This window comes from Pseudonocardia alaniniphila, assembly GCF_022524485.1.
GTDB lineage: Bacteria > Actinomycetota > Actinomycetes > Mycobacteriales > Pseudonocardiaceae > Pseudonocardia > Pseudonocardia alaniniphila.
The window spans coordinates 1-19,401 of sequence record NZ_JAKXMK010000034.1 but is presented as its reverse complement, the minus strand read 5'-3'; the positions used below and the strand labels follow the sequence as shown (position 1 = coordinate 19,401).

The following is a 19,401-nucleotide window of genomic DNA, read 5'->3' as shown; positions in this document are numbered from 1 at the left end:
GAGCGGCGTGACTCGCTTCGTCACGCAGGTGCCCCTGCGCTGGACCGATCAGGACTCCTACCGGCATCTCAACCACGCCCGCGCGGTGACGTTGCTGGAGGAGGCGCGGATCGACCTGTTCTTCGAGACCGCGGCGGCCGACGGGATACTCGGCTTCACCCACGGGTTGCTGGTCGCCGGTCTGAACGTGGAGTACCGGCGGCAGATCCCGTATCGACCACACCCGTTGCGGGTGGGGATGTGGGTGGACGAGGTGCGTGCGGCGTCGTTCCGGATCTGTTACGAGATGCACGACGGACCGGAGGAGAGCGATCCGGTGGCCGTCGAGGCCTGGACGCGGATGGCCACCTTCGACCTCGCGGCGCAGCGGCCGCGACGGCTGACCGACGACGAGCGCGTTTTCCTGGGGAGATGGGCCGCATGACCCGCCTGATAACGGCCGACGTGCTTCGTCTTGCGGAGGTTGAGTCATGACCGCCGACGTACTCTTTTCCGCGGAGGCGGAGTGATGACCGCCGACGTACTTTTTTCCGCGGAGGCGGAGTGATGACAGCGCTCACCGTTCCCGACCCCGCTGAGCGAGGCGATCTCGGAGCTTTCGTGGCGCGGGTGGTCCGGCTCGACCAGGCGGCGATCGTGCGGCTGCGGGCGAGCGGCGGCACCGTCACGGCGTGGGCCACCACCCCGTTCGACGTGCTGGCCTCGCGCTCGGTGCACGGCACGCTCGATCCCGCCGACGTCACGGTGCCGGGTGCAGGTCTGCTCACGGCGCTCACCGTGGACCGTGCCGAGACGGTCGACCCCGGGGCCGGTGGGCTGTGGCCGGGGGACCTGCCGCCGGACGAGGGCTGGGCACCCGTTGACGACGTGCCGGCCGCGGAGGTCGACGCGGTGACCGAGCGCGGGCTCGCGCTGGCCAGGGAGAACGCGGGGCCGCTCGGCCCGCCGGCGTCGTTGCTGGATCAGACGGTGCTCACCGTGACCAACTCGGCGGGGCCCGTGGTCAAGATCCCGCTGCGCTGCCTGTTCGCACTGTCCGGCATGGGGTTCCTGGGCGACCCCGGCGCCGGTGCGGTGCGCGTCTCGGCCACCGGAAGCTGGCTGCGGCTCGATGCCCGCTACGGCGCGGTGGTCCGTCGCCGCGTCACGACGCTGCCTCTGCTGCTGGCCTGACGCCGCACGGTGCGTCCCTCGGGTCTCGGTGGTGGCGTCGACCGGCCCCATCCCGCGCCCTCCGTGATCGAACTTCGACGGTGCGGCTCCCGCCGCGCACTGACGCTCGCGCTGGCGTCGGTGCCCAGTGCTGGAGTACTCCCGTGCAGGGGAGTTCGACAACGCAACACGAGAGGAGCCGCATGGAGGCCGTCGAGCACTCGTGGCAGAAGGACGTGTTCGACGTCCTCAAGCAGGGTGGGATCAGGCAGATCGCGTTCGTGCCGGACGCGGGCCACTCGTACGCGATCAGCGCGGCGCGCAGCGACCCGGACATCACCGACGTCGTGCTCACGACGGAGGAGGAGGGCGTCGGTGTGGTCGCCGGGGCCTGGCTGGGTGGGCAGCGGGCCGCGCTGCTGATGCAGAGCAGCGGCGTCGGCAACTGCGTGAACATGTTCTCGCTGCTCGACAGCTGCCGTTTCCCCTTTCTGACGCTGGTGACGATGCGTGGCGAGTACGCGGAGTTCAACCCGTGGCAGGGGCCGATGGGGCGGCGCACGCAGGGCGTCCTGGAGTTGATGGGCATCAACGTCCACCGGGCCGAGCGCCCCGACGAGGTCGGGGAGATCGTCGGCGCCGCACTGGAGTCGACCTTCCTCGCAGGCGAGCGCAACGCGGTGTTGCTGAGCCAGAGCCTGATCGGACGCAAGAAGTGGGAGCGCAACTGATGACGACCGTCGCGCGGACCCGGATCGACCGGCGGGCGTTCGTCGCAGCCCTGGTCGCGGCCGTCCCGGCTGACACCCTGTTCGTGACCGGGCTCGGGTCCCCGTCCTACGACCTGTTCGCCGCGGGCGACCGCGATCGCAACTTCTATCTGTGGGGGGCGATGGGCGCTGCCGTGCCGGTGGGTCTCGGGCTCGCGGTCGCTCAGCGGAACGTGCCGGTCGTCGTGCTGACCGGTGACGGCGAGCAGCTGATGGGCATCGGCGCGCTCGGTTCCGTCGGCGTTCAGCAGCCGGCGAACCTCAACGTCGTGGTGCTGGACAACGGGCACTACGGCGAGACCGGGATGCAGCCGAGCCACACCAGCCTCGGTACCGATCTGTCACTGGTGGCCCGGGGGTTCGGCATCGCCGACTCGGTGCGCGTCGACCGCCAGGACGGCGCGAACGGGGTGGCCGAGCGGATCGGCGCGCGGCGCGGCCCGACCTTCACGCAGGTCCTCATCGACACGGACGAGCCGCCCCGAGCCCTGCCGGCTCGCGACGGGGTCCACATCAAGAACCGGTTCCGGGCCGCGCTCGGGTTCGGCACCTTCTAGGACGCTGCCACTGCATCTCGGGAGCGGACGTGAGCCGGCTACGCGGCGTCAGGCCAGCCAGGCCGCCGTGTCCGGGGGGAGAAGATTGCCGTTCAACGGGCCGCTGGCCAGCAATAGATCGCCCGGTGGGAGCGGGACAGCGTTGTTGGAGGTATTGAGGGCGCACACCAGGGTGGAGCCGGCGCGGCGGAACGCCAAGCAGCCGCTCGGTGCCCCGAACCACTCGACGCCGTCCCCTGTGAAGGCCGGATGCGTTTTACGCAGTTCCACGGCCCGGCGGATCAGCGACAGCGTGGAAGTGGTGTCCTCGAGCTGGCCTGCCACGGTGAGCTCGCCGTACTCCGGTGGCATCGGCAACCACGGCTGGCCGCTGGTGAAGCCGTGACCGGGCGCGTCGCCCTCCCACGGCATCGGCACACGGCAGCTGTCGCGTCCGCGTTCGGCGTGGCCGGAGAGTTCCCAGATCGGGTCCTGCAGTTCGGCGTCGGGCAGTTCGGCGTCGGGCAGGCCGAGCTCCTCGCCGTTGTAGAGGCAGACCGCGCCGGGCAGCGCGAGCTCGACCAGCGTCATCGCCCGCGCCCTCGCCCGGCCGAGCGCGCCCCCGCCGTAGCGGCTGACGGGACGGGGCGCGTCGTGGTTCGACAGCGTCCAGGTCGGTGCGGCGCCCGCCCACTTCACCGCGGCGAGCGAGTGCTCGATGGCCTCCCGCACGGCGGCGGCGTCGAAAGGCGCCTGCAGGAGCCGGAAGTTGAAGCCGAGATGTAGCTCGTCGGATCGCACGTAGCGGGCGAAGCGCTCGTCGTCGCCCACCGTGATCTCGCCGATCGCCGTGCGCCCGGGATAGTGGTCGAGCACGGCACGGATCATCCGGTGCACGTCATGGACGCCGTCGTGGTCGAAGCGCGGGTCACCGTCGATCGGGGCCAGCAATCCCACTGCGCCACCCTCGTCGCCGCCCCGGTTGTCGGGCAGTCCGTCCGGCTTGCTCATGCCGTGAGCCATGTGGACGCGGAAGCCGTCGATCCCCCGGTCCAGCCAGAAGCGCAGCGTCTTCTCCAGGTCGGCCCACACCTCGGGGTTGGTCCAGTTCAGATCGGGCTGGTCGGGCGAGAGAAGGTGCAGATACCACCCGCCGGGAGCCCACTCGCCTGCGGCATCCAGGTCGAGCGCGCGTGTCCAGGCCGGGCCGCCGAACACGCTCGTCCAGTTGTTCGGCGGAAGCTCGCCCTCCTCGCCTCGGCCCCGACGGAAGTGGTAGCGCGCCCGCTCCGGGCTGCCCGGCACGGAGTCCAGCGCCGCCCGGAACCATTCGTGCTCGGTGGAGGTGTGGTTGGGCACCAGGTCGATCATGACGCGCAGGCCGTGCTCGTGGGCGTCGGTGACGAGCGCGTCGAACGTGCGCAGGTCGCCGAAGACGGGGTCGACGCTCCTCGGGTCGGCGACGTCGTAGCCGTGGTCGGCCATCGGCGAGGTGAAGAACGGCGTGAGCCACAGGGCGTCGACGCCCAGCAGTTCCAGGTAGCCCAGCCGCGACCGGACGCCCTCGAGGTCGCCCACGCCGTCGCCGTCGGAGTCCGAGAACGACCGCACGTACACCTGGTAGACGACGGCGTTCTGCCACCAATGCACGGACGAGATCTTGCCAAACCCGTGCTGATCAGAGGGTTGTACTGCCCCGGCCGGTCGTCAGAAGTCGCTGTTGACCATGCTCGCGGCGGCGTAGGTCAGGTACTGCCACAGCTGCGCCCGGTGTTGCTCCTCCAGCCCGGCCTCGTCGACGGCGATCCGCATGCAGCGCAGCCACGCGTCGCGCTCGATCGGCCCGACGCGGAACGGCGCGTGCCGCATCCGCAGCCGGGGATGCCCGCGTTGCTCTGAGTAGGTGCGCGGACCACCCCAGTACTGCTCGAGGAACATCCGCAGCCGAACCTCGGCTCCGTCGAGGTCGTCCTCCGGGTAGAGCGGGCGGAGCACCTCGTCCTCGCGGACCTGCTCGTAGAAACGAGACACGATCTTGTCGAAGACCGGTGCTCCGCCGACTTCGGCGTAGAAGTTCTGGGGATCGGTCACGCGTCCATCATCCTCCGCTTCCGGGAGCCGCGTTTCACGGCACCGACGGACGGAACGTCGTGGGTGCGGGGAGCACGCCGGGGCGGGGCACGCCGGCGTTGTCGAGCGCGTCGGTGACCGCCGCGTTCAGGGCGCGTTGCACGGCGAACTGCTGGCCCGGCTTGACCTTCACCGTCATCCGGAGCGTGACGCCCTCCGGCCCGACCTTCTCGACGCCCAGCACCTCGGGCGCCTCCAGCACGGACTCGGCGACGTCCTTCTCCGCGACCCGGCTCTGAGCGGTGGTGGCGACGATCTCGGTGGCCTCGGTGATGTCGGCGCTGTGCCCGAGTGGCAGGTCGACCACGGCGACGGCGTAACCCTGGCTCTTGTTGCCGACCCGGAGGATCTCGCCGTTGCGGACGTACCAGACCGTGCCGTTGACGTCGCGGACCGTGGTGATGCGCAGCCCCACGGACTCCACCACGCCGCTCGCCTCGCCGAGGTCGACGATGTCACCGACGCCGTACTGGTCCTCGAGCAGCATGAACATGCCCGAGAGAAAGTCCCGGACGAGGTTCTGCGCGCCGAAGCCGACCGCGACGCCGACGATGCCGGCCGAGGCGAGGATCGGGCCCAGCGCCACGCCGAACTCGGCCAGCACCATCACCGAGCCGATCAGCAGGATCACCACGGAGCTGAGCGAGCGCAGCACCGATCCGATCGTGCGGGCCCGCTGCGCCCGCCGTTGTGACACCGGAGCGTTGCCGTTGCCGTTGCCGCCGGCGGCAGGCGCGCGGAACCGCGGGGCGCGGAGCCGTGGGGCCCGGCCGACGAGCCGGGTGAGCCGGGAGCTGGTGGCGCCGTCGACGATCTGGTTGATGGCCCGGTGGATGAGGAACCGGGCCGCGCAGGCGAGCGCCACGATCAGCGCGATCTGCAGCGCTCCGGTGATGATCGCGTCGGCGGAGCGGGCCAGGAAGTCGTTGTTGGTCAGCTGGTAGATCGCTGCACACAGCGAGCCGGCGTCGTCGGCACACGCCGGGCGCACCGGGAGGAACGACTCGGCGAGGATGCCGCCGGGGATCATCGCGAATGTGATCACGAGAGCTCCAACCCGGTGTGCGCGGCGAGGAACGCCAACTGGTCGGTCGCGAGCGCGACGGTGCGCGAGACGGACCGGGCACCGTGACCGACGTCGGTCTCGCGGCGGAGCAGGACGGGCCGTTCGAGCCGGTCGCCGGTGGTGGCGTGCTGCAGGGCGGCGCACATCTTGCGCGCGTGCAGTGGGTCCACCCTGGTGTCGGAGTCGAACACCGTGAACAGAACCGCCGGGTACGCGACGCCCGGCTGGACGTGGTGGTAGGGCGAGTAGGACAGCAGCCAGCCCAGCTCCTCGGGGTCTGCGGCCGTGCCGTACTCGTCGTTCCAGGTGCGGCCGAGCGAGAACTCCTCGTAGCGCACCATGTCCAGCAGCGGGGCCGAGCAGACCACGGCCCGGTAGAGCTCCGGTCGCTGCGTGAGCGCTGCCCCGACGAGCAGCCCGCCGTTGGAGCCGCCCATGATCGCGAGTGACCCTGCCGTGGTATCGCCCGCGTCGATCAGCGCGGCGGCCGCGGCGTGGAGGTCGTCGAACACGTTCTGCTTGTCGGCCCGGTTGCCGGCGAGATGCCAGTCCTCGCCTTCCTCGCCACCGCCGCGCAGTGAGACCAGCGCGTAGACACCACCGGCCGCCACCCAGGCCAGGGCCTGCGCCGTGTAGGCGGGCTCGCGGCTGATCCCGAACCCGCCGTAGCCCGTGACGAGTGCCGGTCGCGTGCGGGTCGGTCCCTCCGGCGCGATCACGAACATCCGCACGGTGGTGCCGTCGGCCGAGGTGAACGCGCGGTGCTCCGTGCGGACCGCGGGCACGGTGACCGCGCCGGGTGCGGTGGCCTCGAGCGTGGTCTCGCCGGTGGCGAGATCGAACCGGTGCACCTGTGGTGGGGTGACGAGGTCGGTCCAGCCGAGCCAGACGCGTCCCGCCTGCTCAGGCGTGTCGCGGTCGGAGACGGACAGCCCGGTGAGCGATCCGGTGCCGGGCAGCGGCACGGTGCGAACCGGTGCCCCGTCAGCGGCCGTGTGCAGGGTCAGCTCGGCCACCGCGTGCCGGGCCCTGGCCAGCACCAGCAGCGGTTCACCGTCGGTGCCGGGCGCAGGCTCCAGCCGCCGCACCGCCTGCAGCACCGAACCGGCGTCCTCGCCGACCAGCTCGCGCCAGTGCTCGCGACCCGGGGTCCGCGGATCGGTGACCGCGAGCCGCCAGCGCGGCGCGCCGTCCGTGGTGTGCAGGTACAGCAGCCCGTCGCGCTCGACCCAGGCGTTGCACTGCACGTCGTCGGCCTGGGTGAGCAACGGCGTGAGGGGCCCGGTCTTCTCGCCGAGCTCCGCGATCCAGACGCTGTCGCGGCGCGCCGTGCCGACGTTGCCGGTGACGACGAGCCACGCCCCGTCGCGGGAGACGCGCACCCCGTAGTAGGTGTGCTCGTCGTAGAGCCCCGGACCGTCGACGAGCTCGTCGTCCTCCGTGGGCGTGCCCACGCGGTGACGCCACACGCGCCGATGGAAGGCCTGCTCACCGTCGGGCGCCTCGTCCTCCTCCACCATCCGGACGAAGACGAACTCGCTGCCGCCCGGTAGCCACGCCACGGCCGAGTAGCGGCAGCGGTCGATCGGGGGCTCGACCTCCTCGCCACTCTCGACGTCGAGCACGTGCAGCACGGAGTACTCGTCGCCGCCGCTGGAGAGCTGGTAGGCCAGCCGGCGGCCCTCGAGGTCGGGCACCCAGGCGTCGAGGGTGGTGAGGCCGGTGGGGTCGACCGCGGTCGGGTCGAGCAGCACTCGCTCGGCGCCGTCCGTCTCGCGGACGTGGAGCACGGCGTGTTCCTGGCCGGGCTCGCGTCGCGTGAAGAACGACCGGCCGGCACGCCACTGCGGCGCCGACACCGACCCTGCGGAGAGTAGGTCGGTGAGCGTCGCGGCGAGGCCGTCGCGGCCGGGGAGGGCGTCGAGGTGCTGTCTGGTCAGCCCGTCCTGCGCGGCTGACCAGGTGCGGGTGCGGGGGTCCTCGGGGTCTTCCAGCCAACGGTAGGGATCAGCAACCCGATACCCGTGCAGGTCCTCGACGAGGTCCAGCCGCTCGGCATCGGGGTAGGGGTGGGGAACGTCCACGCGGGCCGAGGTTACGTCACGCCGATCACGGCTCACCGTTCCGGAGCCGTAGTGCTGTCAAATACCCCGTCTCGACAGCACTACGGCTCCACAACCAGGGTTCTTACGTGGACGTGCTCTGGTGTGGGCGTCTTCCGTGGGAGCTTCGGGCAGGGGGTCGGCGGTCCGAAGACCGTGCGTACCGGCAGCACACCCGCCCACCTGCCGCCCTCCTCGATGTCGCCGTCGTCGTCGCCGGGGGGGCCGGTGCGCACCTTGACGCTCGCCTCCGTGAGATCGATGCCGAACACCGCGGTGGCGGCGAGCTCGCGGGTGGTCGGCTGCCGGGCGTGCTCCCACGAGCCGGGGGAGAGCTGCTCGACGATCGCTCGCAGCGCGTCGAGCCGTTCGGTGGGGTCGGTCACGGCCCGGGCCGTGCCGTGCACGACGGCGCTGCGGTAGTTCATCGAGTGGTGGAACACCGAGCGGGCGTAGACGATCCCGTCGAGGTGGGTCACGGTCAGGCAGACCGGCGCGCCGTCGGCGATTCGCAGGTAGCCGGCCCCGGTGGACCCGTGCACGTAGACGGTGTCCCCGATCCGTCCGTAACCGGTGGGTAGCACCACCGGGGCGCCGTCGCGGACCAGCCCGAGGTGGCACACCAGCCCCGCGTCGAGCACGGCGTACAGGTCGTCCCGGCTCGTGCGGGCCCGCTCGCGTAGGCGGGTGACGGTGCTGCGGAGGGTGGGAGAGAGGCTCACAGGGCCCATCGTGGGCCGGGAAGTGGCATCGTGGCAGGGCCAATCCCGCCCGCATTCGGAAGGCCACTCATGGAGCTGCCGCCGCTGGCCCTCGACCGGAACGCCGACCGGCCACTCGCCGTGCAGCTCGCCGACGCGCTGCGGGCGGTCACGGCGGGCGGCGGCCTACGGGCGGGGGACCGGCTGCCGTCAACCCGTGAGTTGGCCGCCACCCTCGGGGTGAGCCGCACGGTCACCGCCGCGGCCTACGACCAGCTGCTCGCCGAGGGCTGGGCCGTGGGGCGCCGCGGAGCGGGCACGTTCGTGGTCGGGGCGCCTGCCGGTCCGCCCGGCCCGGCCCGGCAGACGGCTCCGTCGCGGCAGGGCAGGGAGCGCGAGCCGCGGCCGATCTCCCTGTGGCCGGGCGCCCCGTGCCTCGAAGCGCTCGACCGCGCCGCGTGGCGACGTGCCTGGCGCGCGGCGGCCGATCCGCCACCGGACGCGGCTGCGGAGCCCGTCGGCGTGCCGGCGTTCCGGGCCGCCGTGGTGGAGCACCTGCTGCGCCACCGGGGGCTCGCGGTCGACCCGGCGCAGGTGCTCGCCACCGCCGGCAGCACGGCAGCGGTCGCCGAGCTGGCCCGCACACTGCCGCCCGGCTCGCGGGTCGCCGTCGAGGAACCGGGATACCAGCGTGCGGTCGCCGCACTCCGGACGGCCGGGCTCGTGGTCACGCCGGTGCCGGTGGACGCGGCGGGGCTGGTGGTCGAGGCTCTCCCGGCCGGGCTCGCGGGCGTCTACTGCACCCCGGCGCACCAGTTCCCGCTCGGGGCGCGGCTCTCGGCCGCTCGCCGGATGGCGCTCGTGGAGCGGGCCCGGGCCGAGAGGTTCCTCGTGATCGAGGACGACTACGACGGCGAACTGCGCTACGACGTCGCCCCGCTACCGCTGCTCGCCGCGCTCGGCCCGGACGTCGTGGCCCACCTCGGCACGGCGAGCAAGTTGCTGACCCCGACACTCGGCGTGGGCTGGCTGGTGGCGCCTCCCGCCGTGCGCTCCGCCGTTCTCGACCTGCGCGGTCACACGGGCACCCGGCCCGCGCCTGCCGGTCAGCGCGTGTTCGTGGCCCTTGCCGCGCACGGTGACCTGGCCCGCCACCTTCGGCGGCTGCGCCGCGAGCTGTCGCAGCGACGGGCGGCGGTGGCGGCCGCGGTGCGCACCGCAGGCCATGTCCTGGAAGGCGACGCCGCAGGCGCCCACATCGTCGTCCCGCTCCCGGACGCCGCGGCAGAGCGTGCCGTGATCGACGCGGCGGCGGCCAGGGCCGTCACGCTCGACGGGCTGGCCCGTCACCACGCGGGGGAGCCGGGACGGGCGGGAATCGTCCTCGGATACGCCGAACCACCGCGGCCCGCGCTGGAGCGCGGCCTCGCGGTGGCCGGGGACGTGCTGGCGTTACTGAACGCGAACCGCTGAGCCGGCGTCGACGGGCGCGCCGTTGTTGCCGGCGAGGTTCAGGTCGACCCTGCACTGCTCGCCCGCGGGCAGCTGCACCCGCGCCGCGTTCTGCGCGGTGGCGACCACCGTGTAGTCGCCCGGCTCGAGCCCGACGATCTCGAACGTTCCGTCCGGACCGGTCGTGGCAGCGGCCAGGGTCTCGCCGTCGGCACGGGTGACGGCCACCGTCGCGAACGGCTGAGGCGCGCCTCCGGCCCCGGTCACCCGGCCGCTGAGCGCGGCGATCGTGGACTGCAGCAGCACCTCGACCACCGTCGGAGCGTCCGCGGTTACCTGCACCGCGGCTGCGCCCGGGGCGTGACCCGGGAGGCTCGCGGTCACGGTGGTCCGGCCGGCGGGAAGCCCGGCCAGCGTGAACGTGCCGTCGGGGCCGGTGCGGGTACTGCCCACGACCCGGCCCGTCGCGTCGGTGGCGAGGGTCATCGCGTCGGCGAGAGGAGCGCCGTGACGGGCCGCGCGCACGGTCCCGGTGACGGTGCCGTCACCGCGCAGGGCGAAGTGGTGCACGGCGCCCGCACCGTTGATCACGAGCGCCGTGACGTCCGGGCGGAAGCCGGGTGACGTGGCCACGGCCATGTAGGCACCGGGTGCCAGCCCCTGCACGGAGAACCGGCCGTCCTGGTCGACGCCCGAGCGCGCCACCTGGCGTCCGTTCGCATCGGTCAGCGTGACGACGCCGTCGGGGACGGCGCTGCCCGCGGCCGTGCGAACGTCGCCGAGCATCTCGCCCACCGCCGGTGTCAGTACCCGCGGTGCGGCCGGGTGCCGCGGCTCGGTCGGGAAGTCCTCCACGAGCTCGGACGGGCCGATCCCTGCCTCACCCGCGACGGAGGCGAGCTCCGCGCCGACCGACGTGGTCTCCGCCGAGCGCCGTGCGCCGATGAACCACGAGGCCACGGCGGCGAGCACGCTCGCGGCGATGGCGAACCAGAAGGCCACGGTGAGACCGTCCTGGAACGGACCGGAGATGAGCTCAGGGAAGAAGCTGCGGCCCGTGAGGAAGGACGCCTGGTCGGACGGCAGCGTCGGCAGGACGTCGCCGAGGAGCTGCTGTACGGGGTTGTAGCCGAGGAACGCGGCGAACAGCACGGCGACCGGAGGCAGCGCGGCCACCCGGCTCGCATCGGCCGCGGGCACCCCGTGCTGCAGCAGGCCCTGCTCCAGCACTGCCGGAAGGTGCTGGGAGAGACCCGCGATCATGAGGCCGAAGAACAGGCCGATGGACAGCACCGTGGCCGAGTTCTGGAACGTCGCGGTCATCCCGGCGCCGGCGCCGCGCGAGCTTGCGGGCAGGCTGTTCATGACGTCGGCCCGGTTGGGCGAGGTGAACAGACCCATGCCCACGCCGTTGACCAGCAGGATGGCGGCGAAGGCGAGGTAGGGGAAGTTGATCGGCAGGATCTCGAGCAGCACGAAGCTCAGACCCGAGACGAGCATGCCCGCGGTGGCGAGTCCGCGTCCGCCCATGCGGTCGGCGAGCACACCCGACACCGGCGCCGCGATGAGGAAGCCGACGGTCAGGGGCAGCATGTAGATGCCCGCCCACAGCGGGGTCTGCTCGAAGCTGTACCCGTGCAGCGGCAGCCAGATGCCCTGCAACCAGATGATCAGGATGAACTGCAGGCCGCCGCGGCCGAGCGCCGCGAGGAAGCTGGCGCTGTTGCCGAGGGTGAACGGCCGGATCGCGAAGAGCGACAGCGTGAAGAGGGGGCTCTTCACCCGGGTCTCGATGAACGCGAAGATCCCCAGCACCACGAGGCCACCGATGATGCAGCTGAGCACCAGTGGACTGGTCCAGCCCATGATGTGGCTGCCATAGGGCTGGATGCCGTAGGTGATGCCGACCAGCAGTGCGATGAGCCCGACGGCGAAGGTGATGTTGCCCCACCAGTCCATGCGGGCCGGGTTGCGCTGGCCGGTGTCGCGCAGCTTGAGGTAGGCCCAGACCGTGCCGAAGATCCCGAACGGGATCGAGACGATGAACACGAGGTGCCAGTTCACCGGCGCGAGCACGCCGCCGAGCACGAGGCCGATGAACGAGCCGGCGATCGCCGCGACGCCGTTGATGCCGAGCGCCATGCCGCGCTGGTGCACGGGGAACGCGTCGGTGAGGATCGCGCTGGAGTTCGCGAAGAGGAACGCGCCGCCGATGCCCTGGATGACGCGCCAGCCGATCAACCACATCGCGCCTGCGCCACCGCTCTGCCAGGTGATGGCGAGCAGCACGGACGCGACGGTGAAGATCGCGAACCCGAGTGTGTACATCTTGACGCGGCCGTACATGTCGCCGAGGCGGCCGAACCCGACGACCAGCACCGCCGTGACGACCAGGAAGCCCATGATCATCCACAGCAGGTAGCTGGTGTTGGTGGGCGCGAGCGGGTCGAGGCCGATGCCCCGGAAGATGTCGGGCAGCGCGATCAGCACGATGGAGGAGTTGATCGTCGCCATCAGCAACCCAAGGGTTGTGTTGGAGATGGCGATCCACTTGTAGTTGGAATCCGGCTCCCCTGCGCGCGCCGGTCCTCCCGATTCCGGTCCGCGCTCCGCCACTGCCGCTGTCACTCGACCACTCCCGCCGGCCCCGAATAACTACTTGTCCCATGCTAAACACATGGGCCTTCGGGGATGTTCCGGAGGGTCATCCGGCTAGTTATCCCTGGTGGGGATAGCCCGTGGCCGTCGGCGGGACGAATGTCTCCTTGATCGTGCGCGGGCTCACCCAGCGCAGGAGGTTGTAGATCGAGCCCGCTTTGTCGTTTGTGCCCGATGCGCGGCCGCCACCGAAAGGCTGCTGGCCGACGACGGCGCCCGTTGGCTTGTCGTTGATGTAGAAGTTACCGGCGGCAAATCTGAGCGCCTCGCTCGCGCGGGCGACCGCGGCCCGGTCCCGCGCGATCACCGCGCCCGTGAGCCCGTACGGCGCACCGCGGTCGACGTGCGTCAGCACCTGGTCGAAATCCCCGTCGTCGTACACGTGCACGGCGAGCAGCGGGCCGAAGTACTCCGTGCAAAACATCTCGTGATCGGGGTCGGAGCCGACCATCACCGTCGGCCGGACGAAGTACCCGGTCGAGTCGTCGGCCGTGCCTCCCGCCACGACCTCCACCGACGGGTCGTCGTGGGCCGCCCGCTGCGCCGCCGTCACCTTGTCGAACGCCCGGCGGTCGATCACCGCGCCGAGGAAGTTGCGGAAGTCGGTGACGTCGCCCATCGGGAGCGCCTCCACCTCGTCGACGAGGTCGTCGCGCAGGCGGGACCAGGCCGACCGGGGGACGAACGCGCGTGAGGCGGCCGAGCACTTCTGTCCCTGGTACTCGAAGGCACCGCGGACGAGCGCGGTGCGCAGCACGTCGACGTCGGCCGAGGGGTGAGCGACCACGAAGTCCTTGCCGCCCGTCTCCCCGACCACGCGCGGGTAGGTGGCGTAGGAACCGATGTTCGCGCCGACCTGCTGCCACAGGTGCTGGAAGGTGCCCGTCGAACCGGTGAAATGGATGCCCGCGAGCGCGCGGTCGGCGAGCAGCACCTCGGAGATCTCCCGCCCGTCGCCGGTGAGCAGGTTGATCACACCGGGCGGCAGCCCCGCCTCCTCGAGCAGGCGCATCGTCATGTGCGCCGCGAGGCCCTGGGTGGGGGAGGGCTTCCAGATCACGGTGTTGCCCATGAGCGCGGGTGCGGTGGGCAGGTTGCCGGCGATCGCGGTGAAGTTGAACGGCGTGATCGCGTAGACGAAGCCTTCGAGCGGGCGGTAGTCCATGCGGTTCCACACGCCGGCGCCGCTGTTCGGCTGGTTCTGGTGGATCTGACGCGCGAAGTGCACGTTGAAGCGCCAGAAGTCCGCGAGCTCGCACGCGGAGTCGATCTCCGCCTGGATCGCGGTCTTCGACTGGCCCAGCATCGTGGCGGCGTTCATCCGGTCCCGCCACGGGCCCGAGAGCAGGTCGGCGGCCCGCAGCACCACGGCCGCGCGCTCGTCGAAGGACATCGCGCGCCACCCCGGCGCCGCCCGCAGTGCCGCCTCGACCGCGGCCTTGGCGTCGTCGTGACCGGCGTTGGCGTAGGTGCCCAGCACGTGCCCGTGGTCGTGCGGGGCGACGACATCGATCCGGGGACCGGCGGGCATGTGCCGGCGGCCGTCGATCGTGACGGTCAGCTCGTGGTGCTGCCCGCCCAGCTCGGCGAGCGCGGCCTGCAGGCTCGCGCGCTCGGGGGAGCCGGGTGCGTAGTCGCGCACGGGCTCGTTGCGCGGCAGCGGCGTGCTGGTGATCGCGTCCATGGCGAAGCCTCCCCGGGGTCAGGTGCCCAGAACCCTAGGAAGGTGCGCGGCCCTGCGGTTCATTCAGGCGGACGACGATGTGCATCCACCCTTGTCCGGTCGAACAAGTCCGCGCGCGTGCCGTCCGCCCGGACGGCCGCGAGCAGCTGCAGGTGGTGCATCAACCGTGCCCGGGGCTCGTCGAGGCGCAGTCCGCCCACGGCGACCGCCCGCCGCACCCGGTACCGCAGCGTGTTGGGATGCACGGTGAGCCGCTCCGCGGCCACGCGAACGTCCCCCATCGCGTCGAGCCACGCGAGCACCGAGCCGACGAGGTCGCTGCCGTGCTCGCGGTCGTAGGCGGCCAGGAGCGTCACCGCCGGATCGCGCAGGTCGGGGCTCGTCTCCAGCAGGGCCAGGGTCTGGTTGAGCAGCACCTCGGCGCGCAGGTCGGAGAAGGCGGCAACGGTCGGGTCGCCGGGGCCGTCCGGCATCGCGTCGAGCACCCGGTCGGCCTCCCCCCGTGACGTCGCCACGCCGGCCAGCCCGGCCACCGCCGAGCCGATCCCGGCCTGCACGCGCACACCGGCGCGGCGCAGCGTCATCGCCGCGACCTCGCTGCACATGGCCCGCAGCGCGGGATCCGGGCGGTCCCCCGGCGCGTCCGGCAGCACGGCGTACACCCGGGCCCCGTCCGACGCCGTGAGCGCAGCGCGGCGGTAGGTCGCGGCGTGCACCGAGACGACGTCGGTGAGCTCGGCCAGGCTGAGTTCGTGGGTCGCAGGGTCCCCGGCCGGCAACGACCCGCGGTCGCGGACGGCGAAGGCGACCACGAGCGCCGTCGTGCGCTCGGCCAGTCCGAACACGCCTGCGACCAGGCCAGGGTCCGTCCGGCCGTCCAACAGCCCGGTCACCAGCTCGCGGCTCCACCGCGCACCCGGGGTCTCCCGGCTGCGGCGGCGGATCAGGTGCCCGGCCGCCACGCGTGCCGCGCCGAGCAGCACGTCTGCCGCCCGCTCGGCGAACGGTGTGGCGCCCTCCTGCACCCAGATCGTCCCCAGCTGGCGCTGACCTGCGTGGATGCCGACGGCGAGCCTGCGGCGGACGCCGAGGTCGGCGTGCTCGTCGACGTGGACCACCTCCTCGCCGGTGCGCAGCCGGTCGAACACCCCCCACTCACGCAGCATGCGCAGGTAGTCGGGTGGGCCCTGCCAGCCCAGGATGGACAGCCTGCGCAGCTCGTCGACCTGCGCGGCGTCGCTGTCGGACCGCGAGTAGGCGAGCACCCGGCTGGCCGTGTCCTCGATGCTGACGATGCCGTGGGTGAGCAGTGCCACCGTCTGGGCGAGCGAGAACAGCTCGCCCGGGCCGTCCTCGGCAGGGTCGCCCCCGCTGTCCAGCACGTCCCTGGCCAGCGACTCCAGCCGTTCCCAGCGGACGTCGGGACGCACCACGAGCAGCGGGACGCGCGCCGCTGCCGCCGCGGCCCGAAGCTCGTCGACGGCGTCCCCGGCCTTGACCGCGACGGCGGCGGCGCGGCCGCGGGCCACCGTGCGCACGGCCGCCACGGCATCGCGGCCCCGGGCTCCGATCACCAGAACGAGCTGCCCCATGTACTGGTCGGGTTCGTCGTCGGGGTCGACGATCGTGAGTCCCGTGACGGGCACGTCGAGCCCTCTGGGTGACTCCACGACGTCGACCAGCGGTTCGCCGACGGCGGCCAGAACCTTCCGCAGGGTGGTGTCCACGGGCGGTCGCCCCTTCGTCGCTCCGGCAGCCATGTGGGCTCGGACGAGCGGTACCCCCGAACCTTATCCAATCGGACAAGCCTGGCCTGCACGCGCCGGATCTACGGTCCTGCCCATGCTCCGTAGCGCCCTGCTCGCCGCCGCGCGGTCGCGGGCCGTCCGTGCCGCGGTCGAGGCCGGCCCGTTCGACCCGCTGGTGAACCGGTTCGTGGCCGGCACCACCGTGGACGACGCGGTCGAGGCGGCCCGCCGGATCACCGCCGACCGGCTCGTGACCGTCGACCACCTCGGCGAGGACACCACCGACCGGGCGCAGGCCGAGGCAACGGTGGTCGCCTACCGGACGCTGCTCGGGCGCCTGCGCGACGAGGGCCTGGCCGACCGGGTGGAGGTATCGGTCAAGCTCTCCGCCCTGGGCCAGAGCCTCGCGGTGGACGCCGACAAGATCGCGCTGGACTCCGCGCGCCAGATCTGCGAGGCGGCCGCCGTTGCCGGCACCACCGTCACCGTCGACATGGAGGACCACACCACCACCGACTCGACGCTGGGAATCGTCCGTGACCTGCGAGTGGATCACCCGTGGGTCGGCGCGGTGCTGCAGGCCCAGCTGCGCCGCACCGAGGGCGACTGTCACGACCTCGCCGGACCGGGGTCGCGGGTGCGGCTGTGCAAGGGCGCCTACGACGAGCCCGGCTCGGTCGCCTTCCTGCGCCGTTCGGAGGTCGACCGCTCGTACGTCCGCTGCTTGAAGATCCTGATGGCGGGGCAGGGCCTGCCGATGGTGGCCACCCACGACCCGCGGCTCGTCGAGATCGCGCGCTTCCTGGCCGGACGTGGCAGCCGCACGGCGACGGACTACGAGCTGCAGATGCTCTACGGGGTGCGTCCCCGCGCGCAGTCCGAGTTGGCGGCCGAAGGGCTGCGGGTGCGCGTGTACCTGCCCTACGGCACCGAGTGGTTCGGCTACTTCATGCGGAGGCTGGGCGAGCGCCCGGCGAACCTGGCCTTCTTCGCGCGCTCGCTGCTCACCCGCGGCTGACCGGCGACCTCGCAGCACGTGGCGCGTCCTCGCAGCGTGCCGGCGGGCTGCGAGGAGACCTGACGGGCTGCGAGGCCGTCAGGTCCGTACCCCCGCGTGTGGGCGGATCTCGAAGACGGCCACCTGATCGGCCGCCGCGGCGAACTGCTCGGGGGTGCCCCGCTCGACGAGCCCGAGGCGTACGAAGAAGTCGACCCCGCCGGGCACCTCGGTCGGAAAGGCCCGCATCACCGCCCGGCGCAGATCCGGGTCGGCCACCTCGGTCAGCGCGACGTCCTCGCGCCGTCGCCCGCGGGCGAGCTCGCCCCGGCCCGCCGCCCGGACGTTGCTTGCCCAGTCGGATCGCGGCAGTCCCGCGACGACGTAGCGGCGCCCGTTCACCACGAGCGGCGAGACGGGTGTGGCGCGGGGGCGACCCGAGACCCGGCCCGGGACGGTCAGGACGTGGATCGTCCCGAGCGGGAGACCGGCCCGCTGGAGGGCCTTGACGAGCCGGTTCGCCACGGGGAGCCACGACGGTAGCTGAGATGCACCCACGAATATTCCTTCGACAGTCGAAATGATTCCCTGAGGTTAGACTCCTTCGAGTGTCGAAGCAATTGGCTGTCGAGCGTGCCGCTCGGGCCGCCGAACGGTTCGGGAACGCAGCCGACGCCGTGGACGCGGCGGCCGCCGACCTGCTCGGCGTCAACCGCACGGACCTGCGCATCCTCGGCGCGGTGGCGGACGGCGCGCTCACCGCAGGGCAGGTCGCCGCCGCCGTCGGGCTCAGCCCGGCCGCAGCCACCACGGCGATCCAACGGCTCACGGCCCGCGAGTACCTCACCCGCGAACCCGATCCGGACGACCGCAGGCGCGCCGTCGTCGCGCTGACACCGTCGGCCCGGCGGCGCGCGGAGGAGATCTACGGGCCGGTGGGGGAGGCCGGCACCGGCGAGCTGCAGCGCTACACGATCGCCGAGCTCACGGTGATCGCAGACTTCCTCGAGCGCGGCCGGGCCTTCCAGCTGGCGCAGGCCGAGCGGATCCGCGGACTGGTCGCAAACGGGCCGGCGGACGGACCTCAGTAGCCGGCGGCGAACCGTCGCCGGACGTACCTGGGGAGCTCCGCCTCGTCCAGTACGGCCCCGCGAGGTCCTCGGCCGAGATGTCGCTCGTGCCGCCGGCACGGATGAGCAGCCGGTCGCCGCCGGCGCGGAAGCGGCCGGCGCTCGCCCTGCCACGGGGATTGCCTGCGATCACCCGATCAGCGCCACCGGCGCGCGGGTCAGGCGTTGCCGTAGACGCGCTGCGGCTCCACCAGCACCACCACCCGGCGCTCCTCGCGCATCACGCGGTCGTAGGTCTCCCAGTCGTCGTGCGTGCCGCCCGCGCCGGTGAACACCTCGCGCAGGAGCAGCCGCAGGCGCTCGGCGTCGATGCCGTCGAGGGGGTCGTCGGGACCGATGAGCTCGCTCATCCCGTCGGCGCCCGCCCACTGCCACCCGGCCCGCCAGAGGATCGAGGTCGCCGGCCGGGCTCGCAGATTGCGCAGCTTCACCTGACCGTAGGTGACGTACCCGACGACGGGCGTACCGGTCAGCGGATGGTTCACCACCCCCGCGTTGACCAGCGACGAGTGCGGTGTGCCGTCGGCCCGAACGACGGAGACACTCGCGAGCCCGTTCTCCTTCGGCACGATGCGGTGGACCGGAGCCAGGTCGGGTGCAGCCATGCGACCGAGTCTTGCATCCTGCGGCCCCGATCGCCGTCCCCCGATACGTCGCTCGCACCACCCTCAGGCGATGCGGCGCACCCCGGCATCGGTGCTCAGGAAGAGCCCGCGCAGCCCCATCTCCGCGCGTTCGCAGGTGAGCGTCAGTGCGCGCCTCCACTCGCGGTCGGCCGGCAGTACCGCGTCGGGGCCGCGTCGTTCGAGCGTGAGGATCACCGAGCCCGGACCGAGATCGGTTGTGAGCTCCTCGCGCAGCCCGGCCAGGACGACGGCGAGGCTGTCGAGCGGGCCGGACTCCGGGTGCTCGGGAAGGTCGGAGATCGGCATGACGACGGGAGTCTGCCGGCAGTCTCCGTCGACGAACATCACCCAGAGTTGGCGGACCACGGCCGCGGTGCCGACCAGGTCGGTGACGCGCCGGAGCACGTCGGCGTCGGTGAGCAGGAGCGGAGCGTCTGCGGCGTTCGGAATCGGCATGCCACGAGCCTGACGACCGACCCCCGTCTCGCGTGGCCGTTCGGAACAACCTGTGGACAACTCCGCCGCCGCGCCACCCCCTCCCGGAGTCGCCGGCCCGCCATGATCGGCGCGAGATCCGGCTATCGGCCCTCGCGAGGGCGCAATTCCCGATCTCGCAACGATCTCCGCTAGCGCCGGGGCGTTGGCGGGC

18 protein-coding genes are annotated in these 19,401 nt (G+C 72.3%); 7 read left to right on the top strand and 11 right to left on the bottom strand.

The window, feature by feature from the left end:
• Positions 1 to 7 precede the first annotated feature (7 nt).
• The 4 genes from MMF94_RS33140 (at position 8) to MMF94_RS33125 (ending at position 2,479) form a co-directional block, all read left to right on the top strand.
• Entirely contained in the window at positions 8 to 424 is a 417-nt protein-coding gene (locus MMF94_RS33140; RefSeq protein WP_241041384.1) for an acyl-CoA thioesterase, read from the top strand.
• Between the two features lie 122 nt (positions 425 to 546).
• The gene (locus tag MMF94_RS33135; RefSeq protein ID WP_241041383.1) at positions 547 to 1,173 is read left to right on the top strand and encodes a DUF8185 domain-containing protein; all 627 of its coding nucleotides are present in this window, start codon (positions 547 to 549) and stop codon (positions 1,171 to 1,173) included.
• Positions 1,174 to 1,355: 182 nt separating this feature from the next.
• Complete coding sequence (locus MMF94_RS33130; protein ID WP_241041382.1) at positions 1,356 to 1,883, top strand: thiamine pyrophosphate-binding protein; 528 nt, start codon at positions 1,356 to 1,358, stop codon at positions 1,881 to 1,883.
• The gene (locus MMF94_RS33125; RefSeq protein ID WP_241041381.1) at positions 1,883 to 2,479 is read left to right on the top strand and encodes a thiamine pyrophosphate-dependent enzyme; all 597 of its coding nucleotides are present in this window, start codon (positions 1,883 to 1,885) and stop codon (positions 2,477 to 2,479) included. The genes MMF94_RS33130 and MMF94_RS33125 overlap by 1 nt, the downstream gene beginning before the upstream one ends.
• Positions 2,480 to 2,527: 48 nt before the next feature.
• Here MMF94_RS33125 and MMF94_RS33120 read toward each other — a convergent pair whose 3' ends face one another.
• The 5 genes from MMF94_RS33120 to MMF94_RS33100 all read right to left on the bottom strand — a co-directional run bounded on the left by MMF94_RS33120 (position 2,528) and on the right by MMF94_RS33100 (position 8,487).
• Entirely contained in the window at positions 2,528 to 4,117 is a 1,590-nt protein-coding gene (locus MMF94_RS33120) for a glycoside hydrolase family 13 protein (RefSeq protein ID WP_241041390.1), read from the bottom strand.
• 48 nt (positions 4,118 to 4,165) lie between these two features.
• On the bottom strand, positions 4,166 to 4,549 hold the full coding sequence (locus tag MMF94_RS33115) for a globin (RefSeq protein WP_241041380.1): 384 nt from the start codon (positions 4,547 to 4,549) through the stop codon (positions 4,166 to 4,168).
• Positions 4,550 to 4,583: 34 nt separating this feature from the next.
• Positions 4,584 to 5,633 carry a mechanosensitive ion channel family protein gene (locus MMF94_RS33110; protein ID WP_338104387.1) on the bottom strand — a complete coding sequence of 350 codons (1,050 nt, stop codon included), beginning with the start codon at positions 5,631 to 5,633 and terminating at the stop codon, positions 4,584 to 4,586.
• Positions 5,630 to 7,738 (bottom strand): prolyl oligopeptidase family serine peptidase, encoded by a 2,109-nt coding sequence (locus tag MMF94_RS33105; RefSeq protein ID WP_241041379.1) that lies wholly within the window; start codon positions 7,736 to 7,738, stop codon positions 5,630 to 5,632. The genes MMF94_RS33110 and MMF94_RS33105 overlap by 4 nt, the downstream gene beginning before the upstream one ends.
• Positions 7,739 to 7,818: 80 nt before the next feature.
• Positions 7,819 to 8,487: a pyridoxamine 5'-phosphate oxidase family protein gene (locus MMF94_RS33100; RefSeq protein ID WP_241041378.1), complete on the bottom strand. Its 669-nt coding sequence runs from the start codon at positions 8,485 to 8,487 to the stop codon at positions 7,819 to 7,821.
• A 60-nt stretch (positions 8,488 to 8,547) separates the two neighbouring features.
• Between MMF94_RS33100 and pdxR the strand changes: the two genes are divergently transcribed.
• Positions 8,548 to 9,930, top strand: a complete 1,383-nt coding sequence (gene pdxR / locus MMF94_RS33095; RefSeq protein WP_241041377.1) for a MocR-like pyridoxine biosynthesis transcription factor PdxR — start codon at positions 8,548 to 8,550, stop codon at positions 9,928 to 9,930.
• Here pdxR and MMF94_RS33090 read toward each other — a convergent pair.
• The 3 genes from MMF94_RS33090 to MMF94_RS33080 form a co-directional block, all read right to left on the bottom strand.
• Positions 9,910 to 12,537, bottom strand: coding sequence for an MFS transporter (locus MMF94_RS33090; RefSeq protein WP_241041376.1), 2,628 nt, complete (start codon positions 12,535 to 12,537; stop codon positions 9,910 to 9,912). The two genes, pdxR and MMF94_RS33090, sit on opposite strands and share 21 nt — an antisense overlap.
• 88 nt (positions 12,538 to 12,625) lie before the next feature.
• Positions 12,626 to 14,251, bottom strand: a complete 1,626-nt coding sequence (pruA, locus tag MMF94_RS33085) for an L-glutamate gamma-semialdehyde dehydrogenase (RefSeq protein ID WP_241041375.1) — start codon at positions 14,249 to 14,251, stop codon at positions 12,626 to 12,628.
• A 59-nt stretch (positions 14,252 to 14,310) separates the two neighbouring features.
• Positions 14,311 to 15,978, bottom strand: coding sequence for a PucR family transcriptional regulator (locus tag MMF94_RS33080; RefSeq protein WP_241041374.1), 1,668 nt, complete (start codon positions 15,976 to 15,978; stop codon positions 14,311 to 14,313).
• Between the two features lie 115 nt (positions 15,979 to 16,093).
• On the opposite strand from MMF94_RS33080, the gene MMF94_RS33075 reads away from it, so the two are divergent.
• The gene (locus MMF94_RS33075; protein ID WP_241041373.1) at positions 16,094 to 17,017 is read left to right on the top strand and encodes a proline dehydrogenase family protein; all 924 of its coding nucleotides are present in this window, start codon (positions 16,094 to 16,096) and stop codon (positions 17,015 to 17,017) included.
• Positions 17,018 to 17,095: 78 nt separating this feature from the next.
• Here the strand turns inward: MMF94_RS33075 and MMF94_RS33070 are convergent, their stop codons facing one another.
• Positions 17,096 to 17,554 carry a nitroreductase/quinone reductase family protein gene (locus MMF94_RS33070; protein WP_241041372.1) on the bottom strand — a complete coding sequence of 153 codons (459 nt, stop codon included), beginning with the start codon at positions 17,552 to 17,554 and terminating at the stop codon, positions 17,096 to 17,098.
• Positions 17,555 to 17,604: 50 nt separating this feature from the next.
• Between MMF94_RS33070 and MMF94_RS33065 the strand changes: the two genes are divergently transcribed.
• Positions 17,605 to 18,087, top strand: a complete 483-nt coding sequence (locus MMF94_RS33065; RefSeq protein ID WP_241041371.1) for a MarR family winged helix-turn-helix transcriptional regulator — start codon at positions 17,605 to 17,607, stop codon at positions 18,085 to 18,087.
• Positions 18,088 to 18,284: 197 nt separating this feature from the next.
• Here MMF94_RS33065 and MMF94_RS33060 read toward each other — a convergent pair whose 3' ends face one another.
• Positions 18,285 to 18,731 (bottom strand): TIGR03618 family F420-dependent PPOX class oxidoreductase, encoded by a 447-nt coding sequence (locus MMF94_RS33060; RefSeq protein WP_241041370.1) that lies wholly within the window; start codon positions 18,729 to 18,731, stop codon positions 18,285 to 18,287.
• Between the two features lie 63 nt (positions 18,732 to 18,794).
• Positions 18,795 to 19,208 carry a hypothetical protein gene (locus MMF94_RS33055; protein WP_241041369.1) on the bottom strand — a complete coding sequence of 138 codons (414 nt, stop codon included), beginning with the start codon at positions 19,206 to 19,208 and terminating at the stop codon, positions 18,795 to 18,797.
• Positions 19,209 to 19,401: the final 193 nt, after the last annotated feature.

Coding starts and splice junctions, on each gene's coding strand:
- MMF94_RS33135 (WP_241041383.1), top strand. CDS start 547: ATGACAGCGCTCACCGTTCCCGACCCCGCTGAGCGAGGCGATCTCGGA.
- MMF94_RS33130 (WP_241041382.1), top strand. CDS start 1,356: ATGGAGGCCGTCGAGCACTCGTGGCAGAAGGACGTGTTCGACGTCCTC.
- MMF94_RS33125 (WP_241041381.1), top strand. CDS start 1,883: ATGACGACCGTCGCGCGGACCCGGATCGACCGGCGGGCGTTCGTCGCA.
- MMF94_RS33100 (WP_241041378.1), bottom strand. CDS start 8,487: ATGGGCCCTGTGAGCCTCTCTCCCACCCTCCGCAGCACCGTCACCCGC.
- pdxR (WP_241041377.1), top strand. CDS start 8,548: ATGGAGCTGCCGCCGCTGGCCCTCGACCGGAACGCCGACCGGCCACTC.
- pruA (WP_241041375.1), bottom strand. CDS start 14,251: ATGGACGCGATCACCAGCACGCCGCTGCCGCGCAACGAGCCCGTGCGC.
- MMF94_RS33075 (WP_241041373.1), top strand. CDS start 16,094: ATGCTCCGTAGCGCCCTGCTCGCCGCCGCGCGGTCGCGGGCCGTCCGT.
- MMF94_RS33060 (WP_241041370.1), bottom strand. CDS start 18,731: ATGGCTGCACCCGACCTGGCTCCGGTCCACCGCATCGTGCCGAAGGAG.
- MMF94_RS33055 (WP_241041369.1), bottom strand. CDS start 19,208: ATGCCGATTCCGAACGCCGCAGACGCTCCGCTCCTGCTCACCGACGCC.